We start from the raw sequence: 12,910 nt of genomic DNA on the forward strand, positions 1-12,910 counted from the left end.
CTGTTTATTTCCAAGCGATTCCGAGAAAGAAACTCACCGCGTATAAAGTGCACAGGCTTAATCAGCAATGAGTTCGCAAGCTTTCCATTCATTTTGTCAACCTTTCCCTCGGCTTTTCAGAAGAGGCTATCGTGCGTCAGAAATGCGACACCTAATCAACCAAAGAACGGACGGTTCTTAGAGCCAACACCAATTGGTTCATGGTTAGTGCGACCAGCGTGTCGGACCCAATGCTTACCGCACCCAAGGCGTCGGCGATCTTTTTCTGTTTATCGTCGTCAGCTCCGGAAATGAGCACGCAAGGGCCCGGGTGGCGAACTAGGATGCGTACGGCGTTAGCAAACCAGCTTTTCCACCGTTTATCCACCGGGACCGTGACTATCCGCGCTGAGGTTAGTGCTTCGGCTTCGATCAGGCAGTCCTCAGGCAGATAAATCTCGAAAGAGGTGTAGGGAAAGCTCTCCAGCAGAAATGTCACGTCCTCCGCCCAACGCCCTACCCCGACCGCAACGAGAATACGGATTTGGGCAGCGTCGTGATTGCGTTCAAACCACGGAGCCATCTTGCGCGCAAGGTCCTGTACTCGGCGGCCAATGGCAACGGTGGCCGCCTGTTCAACCCTGCAATCGGGAAGCGCTAACACCCGGTACATCACCTCTGCATAGCCCTCCGGTGTTTGGGCGAGTTTGCTGCCGCAGGCCTCTACCTTGCGCCGAATAGGGTCGATTTTGAACTGGGACCTGAACAGGGTAAGTAACTGTAACTTCAGGTTCATTACCTGGGTGATGTCCACCCTTTGTTCTTCGAAGGTCGCTCCAGCGCCCTCCAGAGCCTGGATCAGTTGATCCGCATGGAACGGTGCAATGGCCGCATAGGGAACGTCTTGATAACAGTAGAGCTCGAGCCCCTTGAAGAGCCAGGGTTTTTCGAGGGCCAGTCCCAAAAACGCATTGCGAGTCAATTCGTGGTCCACGTGATAGCCAAGCCCCAGGGGTACCCAAAGCTGTTCGGGCTTAAGCTCGAGTATGGTCTTCTCGATAAGTGCCGCCCAGTCCTGGTGCTCCTCGGGACCAGCCGTGTGGTTCACGAAGGCCCCCACGGCCTTCTTGTTACGCTGGTACCAGGCAAGGGTCCAGGGCTCATCACTGAAACGAAGCGGCGCCTCACGCAAGGGGTGGGTGTAGTGGCACGCGCCCACGTGCCGCGCCCAAAGCACAGACTCGTCCCGGCGCAAACCGGAAACAGTCTCCGGGTCGAAGTAATCCCGGCCTATGGTTATCTGCGTGGTAAAGTTGGTGACGCCAACCAGGGTGACGATGTGGAATTCGCACTCGCGCCGGCGTAGCCACATGATGCCCCCCACGCTGAGGGCAGCATCATCCATGTGCGGCTCAAGCACCACGACCCGCTGTCGCCCGGCAGGGTGCGCACCAGGCACCAGTTCGCAAAGCGACAGGTCTATAAAACGCAGCAGTGCCCGGTCCAGGTCCGTGCCGAGACGCTGACGCAGTGCACAGACGCTCAACTGCCCGTCGATGGCCTCCCAGACCCGGCGCTCCCCTTCGTCGAGGCGGGCCAAGGGATTCGACGAAGTGAGGAAGTAGAGCGCCTCGCCCTGGAGCCGGTAATGCGGCAAACGAACGGGCACGGCAGCGTCGCTGGGCGTCCCCCCTGGAAACAGTTCCGGATGCAGCTCTTTTGGTCGCGAAACAAATCCTGCAGACTCTGCCATCACTTATCCCCTTGCGATTGAAGTCTCCCCGGTAGCGCCCGTTTGATCCGCCCCAGCAGGAGCCAGCGGGACATAGTCTCCACATCCTCGGGATCGAACAAGGTAAAGCGCAGTGCGAGGGTGCCGTAACAAGCGGCGTAGAGTGCGAAGTAAACCAGGACGTGGAACCCGTGCAAAAGCTCCTTTTGCGGGATCAGGGTGGCCAGGTACCCTCCGGTCCCCCAGAGCAGCACGCCGGGCAGGACCCCGGCCACAACCGCGACCAGCAGGATCGAGCCCAGGCGCCGCCAGGGAAAGACCCGAGAAAGCTTCAGTTTGAAGATGCGGGCAATGACGAAAAGCAGGTAACCGGTCCAGAGGTACATGCTGAGCACCGAGACCAGCGCCGGGCCGGACCACTCGAAGTAACGCACGGAAACGGCGCTAAGCACAAGACTGACGGGGAGTTGCACCAGGTACCCTATGAGGACCACGCGATTTTTGCCGGTGGATTCGACGATGGCGGTGTACGAGGTCACCTGCAGCGGGAGCATGAGCAGATAGATATGGAAGATTTCGGCGCTTTGCAGGTACTGGTCGGAGTACAAAAGGGCGATGAACTCTCTGCCCAGGATTTCCAGGAAAACAAAGGCCGGGAAGATGATGAGCGACGCCTTGACGATGGTGTGATGCCACCCTTCGATAAGCGCGCTGGAACTTCCCCTGTCCCACTGTGCCACCCAATCCGGCAGTTTGAGCTGCGAGATGGTGCTGGCGAGGATGTGCACCAGCGGTATCTCGATGGCTCCCCTCGAGTACAGGGCAAGCCGGTCCGGGTTCATGTAGTGGGAGATCACGTACTTGTCGAGTTCGCGACCCGCGTACCAGCAAAAGGCAAGGCTTCCAAGGGGAAACGAGTAGCCGATCTGTTCCCCCAGCGGTACTGCGGGACTCGTGGTGCCGCGGTTCGCCGAGACCGCCTTGAGAGCGACCAGCACCGAGACGACGAAATCAAAGAAAAAGGATGCGGTGAGGATCAGGATCACCGTGGAGAGTGCGACAGACAGAAGTGCGCAGGCCATCATGGCCGCCAGAAACAGAACCGAGCGCAGTATCTCGATCTTGGCCAGCAAGAGTGTGGACCTGGCATACATCAGAATAGGCCGGGTAAGCTGCGAGGAGAGGAAAAAGAAGACTCCGAACGCTGCGTACATCACGAATTCGCCCAGGTGGTGGTTGTTGAAAAAGCGGGCAAGGTACTCCCGTCCCCCAAAAAGGCTGATGGCGCCCAGACACCCCACCGCCAGCATAAGCAGGTAGGAACGCGCGATCAGCCGGCTCTTGTCATAAGCCTTGGGAAGGAAATAGGTAATGCTGGACGGTATCCCGAGGGTGAGCAGGAAGCCGGCCAGTTGCACCAGCATGCTGGTCTGCACGTAGGTCCCGTAATCTGCCTTGGACAGGGATCTGGCCAACATGATGGAGATCAGCATGACCGTGGACGACCCGAACGCGCGGCCTAGCATCAGGATGATAGTTTTGTCGATGCTCTTCATGGGTTCCGGGTGTTACCTCATATCTTGCGGTACTGGGCAATCCACTTGTAGGCAAAGCGTTCCAACACCGGGACCCGGGCCAAGGATGAGTACAAGCCGGCCAACCCCCTCGAAACCCGGAACAGAGTCTTGGTCTTGGGAAGATAGGTGCCCACCACCTTCTCCAGCCGCATGGTACTACTCATACGGGGCAGTTCGTCGAAGCTGTTGCCCAGTTCCTTGAGAAACCGCTTGTTGTCAAACTCGATGACGACGCGTCCCCCTTTCTTGCAAACCCTTTCCATCTCTGCGACCAGCGCAATCTGCCGGTCCAGGGAAAAGGCGGCAAAGAGGTGGATGAAATTCAAGGAGATGACATGATCAAAGCTCTCGTCGTCGAAGGGAAGCTCGAAGGCGTTACCTTGGATCAGCCGGACGTTGTCGATTCCCAGGGTTTCCATCTTCGCCCTGGCCTTATCCAGCATTGCCGCCGTGGCATCCAGCCCCACCATGCTCTTCACCGACCGGGCGAAGAACATGATGCCACTTCCGGTTCCGGTGCCGACGTCGATGATCTCCATCTCCCGGGTAGGACACAGCAACTCCCTCATGGCCTGGTGGCGCAAGTGGTCAAGGTAGAGTTGCCCTTCCTCCGTGTAGCGCAATGCGTCATAGTCAGAGGCCAGTAGTGTGTAATCCTGAACTCCGTCTTTTCCCATCTCTGTGCTCATACATCCTCCGTAAGGGACCTTAAGTAACTCCAGTAACGTGCAGCCTGGTAGTGGTTGGAAGCGCGGGACATCAACCTGCGGACGGGGTTGTTGCTGCCGCTGGGATGCTGTTCCACGAACAGGATCATGCAGACCAGGTCGCGGATCAGGTAGACAAGAAACTCTGGTTGCCCGGGGGCCGCGGTACCGAACCCCTCCAGGAACGCCGAGAAGTAGCGTGCGGTGAGCTGGCGTTTTTCCAGGTACTGCTGCAAAGGGCCGAACTTAAGCGAAAGATAGACGGCGGCAAGATTGGAGCAGCTCGAGCCATTGTAGGCATCCCCCAGGTCCAGGAGCACGAACTGCTGCTCGGCGTCGAGGTGCAGATTCCCGAGGTTGTAGTCGCTGACCAGGCAATGCAGTTCCGGCTTGTGATCAAGCGTGGCGGTTAAAGCCGCCGTCCGCCGCCAGAGCAGGTCCTTGTCACGCTGTGTAACACTGGCCATCTGCTGTATCCGCGGTGCCAGGTAGGCGTCGAAGGCCTCCTTGTCAAAGTGCGCCTCCCGGCGGGTCTTTTCCTCCACGTCTTTCAGAAAACGGCCCAGTCTGAAGAAATAACCGGATATTTCCTCAATGGAGCCTACGGACCTGAGCACCTCGGGCAGATCCCGCAACTCTTCCTTTACAGTGACCAGGTAGTTGTGGCTCCCCGAAAACAACACCGGGGTGAGAGTCCGAACTCCAAGCCGGTTCAACTCGAGGTACATCCGATACTCCCCCTGACAGGACCTCTCGGTAGTGCTCAGCTTAAGGACGTAACGTTTCTCCCCTTCTGCAGAGGTACCAAGCAACTCGTAGATGTGGGAAAAGTAGCGGCGATCCAGCAGGTTGCTGCCGGTCAACTCCACTCCGAGTTCCGTTTTAAGTCGCTGCGAGACGTCGTCGAGCAGGACGGCGGGGTCGTGTATCATGATTCCTCCATCAGGCCGGGCGTCCTTCGGGCAGCTCTGCCGTTACACCGAGCACCGGTTCGGCAGCTTCTGCTGGTTGCTCCGCCTGGCGTTCCAGTTCCCTGACCAAGAAATAGGCAATGGTCAAGTTCCAGTAAAAGAAATCCACCAGCATGAGGCTGTCGAAAACCGCCGTTACCAGAAACCCCCATACCCCCACGTTGATGAGGTTGACCATCTCCAGCTGGGGTGGGCGGTCTTTCGGCCATACTTTGTTCATTTTGTGCCCACGACGCAGCGGCAGCAGGATAAGCAGGCAAAACGGCAGGGTGGCCAGGATCCCACCTTCGACCAGCAGGTTAAGATAGGTATTGTGGGTATGGGAGAGGCCGGGACGACCGGGGCCACCGAAGGTTCCCACGTAAAGCCGATCGTCGATGAACCCCTTGAAGGCGGCACCGTATTCCTTGTTGGCCTTCTCGAAATTGAGGAACCCCACCCCCAGAAACGGGTGGTCCGGGATCATCTTCAGGGAAAGCTTCCACATCAAAAGCCGTGAAGCTGAGGAGTAATCGGTGATTTCGCTTTCCTCAACGTTGGCGGTCTGCATCGACTGGAAGCGCTCCATCTGGGTCTCCGGCATGATGGCCAATACGAAGAGGGCGAAAAACAGCGACCAGATTAAAAAAAACAGTTTTCTCCGCGAATACCAGAACAGTCCTAACAGCACGACCGCAAGCCCTAGCAACCCGGCCCTGGATTCCGTAAAGACAATCATGGTGGCAAACACTGCCAGCAGCAGCACCCCGAAAGCCTTGCTGCGCGCACTAGGCTTCTTGATGTAGTGCACCGACCAGGGGAGATAGAGCACGAATACGCTGGTTACCGCACAACGGTCGTAACCGAAGAGCTTTTCGACCTGTATGTTCCCGCGGAAGTGCTGATCGATACCCCAAAGGCCCATAAAGCAGACCAGACCGGTCAAAATGGCCAGGTACTGTTCGAATTGCGCCGGTTTGAGCCGGATCAAAACGGCGTACAGGCAGAGGCAAAAGCAGCAGATCTGCGGCAACTGGTTCAGGTAATAGAAACTGCCACGCTCCTCCCCGAAAACGGTATGGCCTGCGATCGCGGTGGCCAGGTAGCAGGCCGCAACATACGCCAGGAACAGGACGAAAAAGCGCTGTTTCAGGGCCCCGACCAGATTTTCGCCTCTGAGCAGACAGGATAACAACAGGCAGACGATAGCAATGGCAAAGACATAGGAGATGCTGGACACCCCGTAGGTAAGCTGCTCGGGACGCACGACCGAAACGAAGGTGTAGTTCAACACCCCAAAGTACGGGTTGATAAAGCTGCTGAGCGCCAACAGCGGATACAGCGCGGTAAGGATGGCTACACGCATGTCGTTTGATCCTCGAAGCTCCGGCTACCCCTTCTTGAATAGATCATCCCTGGTAAAGCTCCTGGTAGCGCTGCAGCATTCGGTCGAAAGAGAATTCTTCCAGCACCCTGACCCGGGCCCGTGCTCCAAAACCGGCTGCCAGCTGCGGGTCACGTAGCAGGTAGAGGATACGCTCGGCCATCAGGGCATCGTCGTGCAGAGGGACCAGAAAACCGGTCTCCCCCTCCAGCACAACCTCCGGGTTCCCCCCAACCGCGGTGGCGACTGCCGGGACCCCAGCCGCCATAGATTCCAGCAGGGTGACCGAGATTCCCTCGGTGAGCGAAGAGAGCAGGAACACGTTCATGAGCGGGTAGATCTCGGCCAGGTCGTCGCGCAGCCCCAAGAACTTTACCTGGGTGCCGATACCCAGCAGCTGAGCGAGTTCCCTGAGTTCCTGCTCCCGGCTCCCCTTGCCGGCTACCAGCAGACAACTATCGGGCACCTGCTCGACCACCCGCTGGAAGGCGTGCAGCATCATAGGCAGATTTTTGATCTCTTCGATGCGGCAGGCGGTCCCGACAACCCGGGTTCTGGCCCCAATGCCCAGCTCGCTCCGCTTGGCCCCTAGGTCGACAGCACGGCCTCGTACATGTTCCAGGCTGATACCGTTGTGGATCACCCGGATGCGCCGGAACGGGAAGTTGTCATAGCGATGCATGGCACGCGCGGTGCTCTCCGAGATGGTCACCAGGTGCCTGGTTCCAGCGGCAAGCAGCGGGCTGACCAAGCGCTGTTTCCAACTGCTGCGCTCCGGGTAGAGCCGGCCGTGCTCGGTGTAGACTACCTGCACCCCCGACATACCCAGTACCGCAGGAACCGAGTAAAAAAGTGGCGTATAGGTATGGGCATGCACGACCTCTATACGCTCGGCCACGATGATCTCCCTAAGCCAGCGCACGATACCCAGGTCAATCCCCCCCTGGTGGTTACGACAGTAGACCTTGCCCCCGTCTTTTTTGAGACGTTCGCCCAGTTCGCCCAAAAATAGCAGGCAGCAAACCGCCGGTCGCTGATCCCGCGGACCGGCCAAGGCCATCCGATACACCAATTGCTCAGCCCCGCCCACTCCTAGGGTGAGGATGACGTGCAGCACCCGCTTCGGATCGTACCCGGTAGCCGAGGACCTCATAGGCACTGCTCCAGCCGGATCCCGTGGCGATGACATCCTCCCGAGGTAAGGACACGCCTGTGGACTGGCAGCAGCACGAATCGACCGACAGGGAGGAAACCTATCCTGACCACCCCGTTTATGGAACCGAAATTATTGGCAGCGATGATGGTGAGCAGTTTCTCGTACCCCTGTTCCAAATAGAACCGCATCGCCTGCTGCACGGCGAACGGAAACAGCTGCCGGCCACGGTACGCGGTATCGGTATAGGCGTTGTAAAGGTAGGCCCCCGTTTCCGGGAATCTCAGGCTGAATCCGTCGGTCACCACGGTGGGGGTCACCGCGAACCAGCTGAAGTGGACGAGGGTGGTACCGTCCAGGACGCCGTAGCAGCGGTCCCCCTTAGCGAAGGCGCGGCAGGCAAATTCTCGGTCCATCGTCATGCGCACAGGATCGATCAGATCAAGTAACTCGGCGGGTTCGAGAAACCCGTGACGCAACTCGGAAGGTAGACTCAACGCCGGTTTCAGCACCGCCTCTTCAGGCATACCGTAGCAGTTGAGGATCTGCCCTTTGTTGAAACGGTAGAGCAGCCTGAGCATGATGTCGAAGCCGGTCCGCACGTATCCATAGCGGTCAAGCTGGTGCCTGAGGTTCATGGCTCGGGTTGCTCCTTTGGGGTGGGACGGGGTCGGGACCCCTTGGCAAAACCTTGCCCCAGGGCCTTAAGGCGCGGGAACAGTGCGGATTCCTTGAAGCAGCGCACCAACCTGCCATACGCTGAAGGACGGTACACTAACACGGACTGAATGGTAAGGGTGGCATTGGCGTAGTCGTCCTTGTACTCGCCGGCACCCTCAAAATCGAGCAGGTCTACCTCGCCCTGCAGGATCAGGCGCTCCACGATTTTGTTGAACAAAATCCGCCCCGCGGATACGCTGCGGAAGTCTTCATGAAAGGCGGTGTCCACGGCATAGTAGGTGCGCTGGCGCCGGCACCCCAGCAAGTAGGCGACCGGATTACCGTCCACCAGCAGCAGGTTGAAGTCCTCGCCCCCCGCCCCACGTCCCCGAGCCGATAGGCTCTCATAGAGGGTACCCCGTTGCCTTTCGTTGAAGTGGCTGAGCCCCTGCCGGTACTGCCAGCTCCCCCGGGCGATACGCAATCCCGCGTCGATGACGCGCTCGGCATCGCGATAGGGATCAAGCACCAGGAACTCCACGTTCCCCAGCCGGTTCAGCCGGTTTTCTGCCTGGTTCAGGTTGCGCCGGAATTTCCTGCTGCGGGACCCGAGGTACTGCTGGTAATCACCGGGTAGCTCCACCAGGTAATCAAGGCTCTCCTGCAGGGTGTACCGGCAGCCGACAGCCCGAACGGCCTCAAGTAGCTGGGCAAGTTGTCCGGCGTTGCGTACCCGGTGGAAGCGTGCCACGTGCCAGGATTCTTCACAAAGCGATCCTACCAGCGCCGGCAAGAACCGATCGGCATCCGGTCCCACCAGCAGATCGTCAGTGCCGATACCGTGACCGACAAGGTGCAGAAGGCGTACCGGCAGTCCTCCAAAATGCTCCCAGCGACTAAAGAAGGGGGCAGCGGCCGCAATCCTTCCCTGGCTGTCCCGCTGCAGGTAAACGGTCGCCTCCCCCTGGTCAAGGTAGCTCTCCCACCAAGCGGCAAGCCAGGGGAAGGTCTTACTGTAGTTCTCGGGAAAGAGCCGTCCGGTAAATTCTTCCCACTGCGTCTGAGCGCTACAGAACTCGCGGTAGTCGGTCCATTTTTCCAGGGGATGACCAGTCATCGTATTCCTTGGCCTCGGGTTAGGCCGACCTGCCCAAGCTGTCGCGCAGCCAGGGTATAAACCCGGAGGTATTGAGCCTAAAAAACTCCGGTTCGGAGGTGACGTCGTTCCCGGCCGCAATCCGGGGCACTTGGAAGAGGTCATCCCCGTCAGACCGGTGCAGCCCGGACCGGGTAGTGAAAGCACAGTGGTACCCCAGGGAGCTGAGGTAAGCCAGATGCTCCGGCCGGTAATCGACACCAGGGCGGCCGTTGGGGAAGCAGAAGGCTGTCTGCGGCGCTCCTAGTATCTCCTCCAGCTTGCGCTTTGGTGCGGCGATCTCGGCATCCCACTCGGACTTCTCCAGCTCGCTCAGGATCCTGTGCGTAGCCGTATGTACGCCAAAACTCACGAGCCCTGAGTCCCGCATACGGACAACCTCGTCCCACTCAAGCAGTTGGAAGTCCTCGTCATTGTGGCCCGGGATCAGACGTGAGACCCGCCGCAGGTTTTCCAGGTACGCGGCGCGCTCCCTCGGGGGGGTCAATTTGAGCCGCTCGGCGCTTAGGTGGTAGGCCTCCCCGACTAGTCCCGCCTGGAAGGCGCGAAAGGCGTCTTCGGTCGGCAACGGCAGTGCGGCATCACGGTTGCCCGGTGCGCTCAGATGCAGGTACAACTCGTCGAGCCACAGCAGCTGCCGTTTTCCGATGCGGTCTACGGTGAGAAAGACGGTGCTCTGCAGCTCCAGTTCCCTAAGTACGGGAAAGGCCACCCGGTAGTTGTTACGGTATCCATCGTCAAAGGTAATAAGCGCTGACCGCGGCGGCAGCGCGGTACGCCCCGCCTGGGCCTCCAGGAACTCATCAAGCCCGATCACCTGATAGTGCGTCTTGAGAAACTCAAGCTGTTGCCGAAAGCAGGCCACCGGCAGGTGGGTCCAGACCGGTGGGTGGTGCAACTGGTCGGTGATGGCATGGTACATAAGCACCAATACCCGATCACGGTTTACCCTGCGAAAGAGGTGGTCTACCCCAAGCGAGGTAAGCAGAGCCGTCACCAGTCGCTTGCCTGCCACGGCTTAGGCCCCCACCCTGGCCCGTAGCCAGGCAGCTTCCCGGCGCAGGTCCAGATGGCCCAGGGCATAGCACAATTCGCCCACGCAGCGCGCCAGCACTGGCAAGATACTCAGTACCTGTGCAGGCTGGCCCGGCAGGGCACGGAGTTGGGGTGGCACCGGAGCCAACGGGGGGGCGCCAGCTTCGAGCGCCCCGCCGATCCAACCGTTTTGCAGCATGAGCGCAACCGGGCGTGTCAGGGTGCTGGTGGGAAAAGCGGCCAACTGCAAGGTCGCCGTGTCATAGAGTTCACGCGCCCGCAGCAGGAACCGGGGAGCCAGAGCGCCATCTAAGCGAGCTGCGTGGTAAAGGACCACAGCTTTTCTCAGGTCTTGGCCGGCCCAAGTCTCGTTGGGGAATTCGAGTTTCTCTGGCTTATCGAGGTAAGGGTATTCGTGATCCAGCATCCAGCGGGCGTAGGCCAGCAGGGAGGCGCGCCCGTACTGGTAGGCCTCGTCCAGTTGCCCGAGTTCTTCCTTTTTGTGCAGGTACTTGCCAAGAGCCGCAAGCAAGACGGTGTAGGACCAGCAAATCTCGGCGTTGAGCAGGTCACGGGCTGCCAAGTCATCGTCAGGATGCAGCGCGCCCAGGATCAGTTCTTCGGCCAAGGCGAGAAACCGCGGTTCCCCGGTTACCTCAAAGGCGTCCAGACAAGCAGTCAAGCCGTTGCCGGTGCCCCGGGTGAGCGGAAACCGGGGGAACAAGGGACGACTCTCCACGCCGTAGTGCCGCAGCAGTTTCAGGTTGCGCACCGTCTGGTGCAGGGTAGCCAGCACGGTCCGGGAGCCGGTAAGCGCACGGAAGCACCAAAGCGCGAGCCCCACCACCGCATTGCGATACTCGGGGTTGCCGGTCAGAAAGTAATGGTAGGCAAGGCCTGTGGTGTAGCAGTGCTCGTAACCGGGGCCACCGCCGTAGAAACGGGGGTCCTTCTCCTTGAGGTGCTCGCGTGACATGGTGCGGTGGGTAGAGAGGCCTGCATCTATGTAATGACTGGTATGCCAGAAGAGACCGTGATTGTACTCGTCACGGTCTTCATCCGTGTGGTAGATGTCGATGTCCAGCACGTGCCGCGCCAGATCGCCCGCCAGTTCCCTCCAGCGAAGATCGCCGGTGGCGAAAAACTGCCGGTAAGCGCCACCACAGAGATCGTACTGGTTGTTGTAGTGGGAGACGAAGCAGCCGCCCTCCTGGTGGCCAACCGCCTCGTGGTCGGCATAGACCTCCCCGAAGTTGCGCCAGCCGTACTCGTCGAGCATCTCACGCTTGCCGAGCAAGTCCTGAGGCCCGGTAAACCGGCTCACGAGGTCACCCGGGAAAGGCAGATCGAAGAAGATGCCGCAGTCACGATAGTGCCGAGGAGCCAGGGTTGCCCGAAGCGGGGCCAGGGCCCCGAAAAGGGGATCAGCTGGGGCCAGGAAGTCAAGTTCGACACAGTGGGTCTTGCGCTCGCCCCCCTGTAACTCATGCAGATCGGGAAAGCGGCCCGGCAGAAAGCCGACTTCCAGCCATCCTGCGCCGACTCGGAGCTCCTTGGGAAACTCCTGCCAACAAGTGGGAAGTGCCGCAGCAAGACCGACTCCGACTGCCCCACCGCACCAAAGGGTCGGCTCCGCGCGCAACCCCGATCCAAGCTTCCGACCCTCCGACTCGATCAGGTACCCCCGGTGTTGCAAGGGAACCACCCCGTCCCGGTTGCGGTGGTTGGCACTTTGCCAGTTGGCTCCACCGCTGGATTCCTGGTACAGGGTGACGCCTTGCCCCCCCGGCATGCGAAAAACATGAGCCTGGTCAGCAGGGAACAGGCTGATGGACTCCCGGCGCGCCTCGGGCAACGACACGCCCCAGCTCAGCTCGGATATCAGCACGGACCCAGGGTCCCCAAGGTCCCACAGGCCTCCCGAATGCCGAGCAGCTGCGGCGTTGTGCAGGGTGAATTCCATCCGCAGGGCAAGCGACCCGGCAAAAAAGTGCAGCCGGCAGGTAAAGCGCAGCTGATGCAGCATGCCGGTGCCGTCGAAGTGGCCGCACAGCCGCAGCACCGCGCGAAGCGGGCCCGGGTCCTCCAGCTCGACCACTTCCAGCACCGGGTCCAACTCCCGGCCGTCGATGATCAGCCGGCAACGGCTGGCCCCTGCACCAAGGAGTTCTTCACCCTCACGGGATACCGAAAGCAGTGGCCGGAAGTTGCGAGCGTCCACAGTAAAGGTTCCAGCACCGGTGCGCACCTCCCAACTGGCCGGGCCAGCTACAACCTCGAGTCCCGCCACGACAGGCAGGGAGGCAGATACCGGGGCGATCCGGTAGATCGCGGCCCCCCCGGCCGGCACCGCAGCAGGGAAATCGATCAACAGCCATTTGGTCGAGCCATCCGGCCAGCGTTTCAGCACCCGTTGTTGGCAGGCGAGCACATCCCCCGCAGGTGGCAGTACCCCTACCAGCCGGTCAAAAGGGAGGCTGCCGGGTTCGCAGGGAAGCGACACCCGGACCAACTCCCCCAGTCGAGCAACCCCCGCAGTCTCCTGCACCAGTATTTCCTGCTCCATTCCCATACCAC

Annotated in this window: 10 protein-coding genes; all 10 read right to left on the reverse strand. The window is 59.9% G+C overall.

The features are described 5' to 3' along the window. Window positions 1-151: 151 nt before the first annotated feature. The 10 genes from H7688_RS00645 to H7688_RS00690 are packed head-to-tail and all read right to left on the reverse strand — an operon-like array spanning window position 152 to window position 12,899. Window positions 152-1,732 (reverse strand): PIG-L deacetylase family protein, encoded by a 1,581-nt coding sequence (locus H7688_RS00645; RefSeq protein WP_183359083.1) that lies wholly within the window; start codon window positions 1,730-1,732, stop codon window positions 152-154. Beyond that, the gene (locus H7688_RS00650; RefSeq protein WP_183359084.1) at window positions 1,732-3,267 is read right to left on the reverse strand and encodes a lipopolysaccharide biosynthesis protein; all 1,536 of its coding nucleotides are present in this window, start codon (window positions 3,265-3,267) and stop codon (window positions 1,732-1,734) included. Before H7688_RS00650 ends, H7688_RS00645 begins: the two co-directional genes overlap by 1 nt. Window positions 3,268-3,284: 17 nt before the next feature. Further along, window positions 3,285-3,977 carry a class I SAM-dependent methyltransferase gene (locus H7688_RS00655; RefSeq protein ID WP_183359085.1) on the reverse strand — a complete coding sequence of 231 codons (693 nt, stop codon included), beginning with the start codon at window positions 3,975-3,977 and terminating at the stop codon, window positions 3,285-3,287. After that, entirely contained in the window at window positions 3,974-4,927 is a 954-nt protein-coding gene (locus H7688_RS00660; RefSeq protein ID WP_183359086.1) for a phosphotransferase, read from the reverse strand. Before H7688_RS00660 ends, H7688_RS00655 begins: the two co-directional genes overlap by 4 nt. Window positions 4,928-4,937: 10 nt before the next feature. After that, window positions 4,938-6,311, reverse strand: a complete 1,374-nt coding sequence (locus H7688_RS00665) for an O-antigen ligase family protein (RefSeq protein WP_281379378.1) — start codon at window positions 6,309-6,311, stop codon at window positions 4,938-4,940. A gap of 43 nt (window positions 6,312-6,354) precedes the next feature. Next, window positions 6,355-7,482, reverse strand: coding sequence for a glycosyltransferase (locus H7688_RS00670; RefSeq protein WP_183359088.1), 1,128 nt, complete (start codon window positions 7,480-7,482; stop codon window positions 6,355-6,357). Continuing rightward, complete coding sequence (locus tag H7688_RS00675; protein ID WP_183359089.1) at window positions 7,479-8,120, reverse strand: hypothetical protein; 642 nt, start codon at window positions 8,118-8,120, stop codon at window positions 7,479-7,481. Before H7688_RS00675 ends, H7688_RS00670 begins: the two co-directional genes overlap by 4 nt. After that, entirely contained in the window at window positions 8,117-9,259 is a 1,143-nt protein-coding gene (locus H7688_RS00680) for a GNAT family N-acetyltransferase (RefSeq protein ID WP_183359090.1), read from the reverse strand. Before H7688_RS00680 ends, H7688_RS00675 begins: the two co-directional genes overlap by 4 nt. Window positions 9,260-9,278: 19 nt before the next feature. Further along, window positions 9,279-10,313, reverse strand: coding sequence for a polysaccharide deacetylase family protein (locus H7688_RS00685; RefSeq protein ID WP_183359091.1), 1,035 nt, complete (start codon window positions 10,311-10,313; stop codon window positions 9,279-9,281). A gap of 3 nt (window positions 10,314-10,316) precedes the next feature. Beyond that, on the reverse strand, window positions 10,317-12,899 hold the full coding sequence (locus tag H7688_RS00690) for a hypothetical protein (protein WP_183359092.1): 2,583 nt from the start codon (window positions 12,897-12,899) through the stop codon (window positions 10,317-10,319). Between the last annotated feature and the right edge of the window lie 11 nt (window positions 12,900-12,910).

Origin of the sequence: Geomonas limicola (assembly GCF_014193675.1) — a bacterium.
GTDB classification, from domain to species: domain Bacteria; phylum Desulfobacterota; class Desulfuromonadia; order Geobacterales; family Geobacteraceae; genus Geomonas; species Geomonas limicola.

Bases quoted from the DNA above. Each gene is read 5' to 3' on its own strand.
- H7688_RS00665 (WP_281379378.1), bottom strand. From the start codon at position 6,311: ATGCGTGTAGCCATCCTTACCGCGCTGTATCCGCTGTTGGCGCTCAGC.
- H7688_RS00680 (WP_183359090.1), bottom strand. From the start codon at position 9,259: ATGACTGGTCATCCCCTGGAAAAATGGACCGACTACCGCGAGTTCTGT.
- H7688_RS00660 (WP_183359086.1), bottom strand. From the start codon at position 4,927: ATGATACACGACCCCGCCGTCCTGCTCGACGACGTCTCGCAGCGACTT.
- H7688_RS00675 (WP_183359089.1), bottom strand. From the start codon at position 8,120: ATGAACCTCAGGCACCAGCTTGACCGCTATGGATACGTGCGGACCGGC.
- H7688_RS00655 (WP_183359085.1), bottom strand. From the start codon at position 3,977: ATGAGCACAGAGATGGGAAAAGACGGAGTTCAGGATTACACACTACTG.
- H7688_RS00670 (WP_183359088.1), bottom strand. From the start codon at position 7,482: ATGAGGTCCTCGGCTACCGGGTACGATCCGAAGCGGGTGCTGCACGTC.
- H7688_RS00690 (WP_183359092.1), bottom strand. From the start codon at position 12,899: ATGGAGCAGGAAATACTGGTGCAGGAGACTGCGGGGGTTGCTCGACTG.
- H7688_RS00645 (WP_183359083.1), bottom strand. From the start codon at position 1,732: ATGGCAGAGTCTGCAGGATTTGTTTCGCGACCAAAAGAGCTGCATCCG.
- H7688_RS00650 (WP_183359084.1), bottom strand. From the start codon at position 3,267: ATGAAGAGCATCGACAAAACTATCATCCTGATGCTAGGCCGCGCGTTC.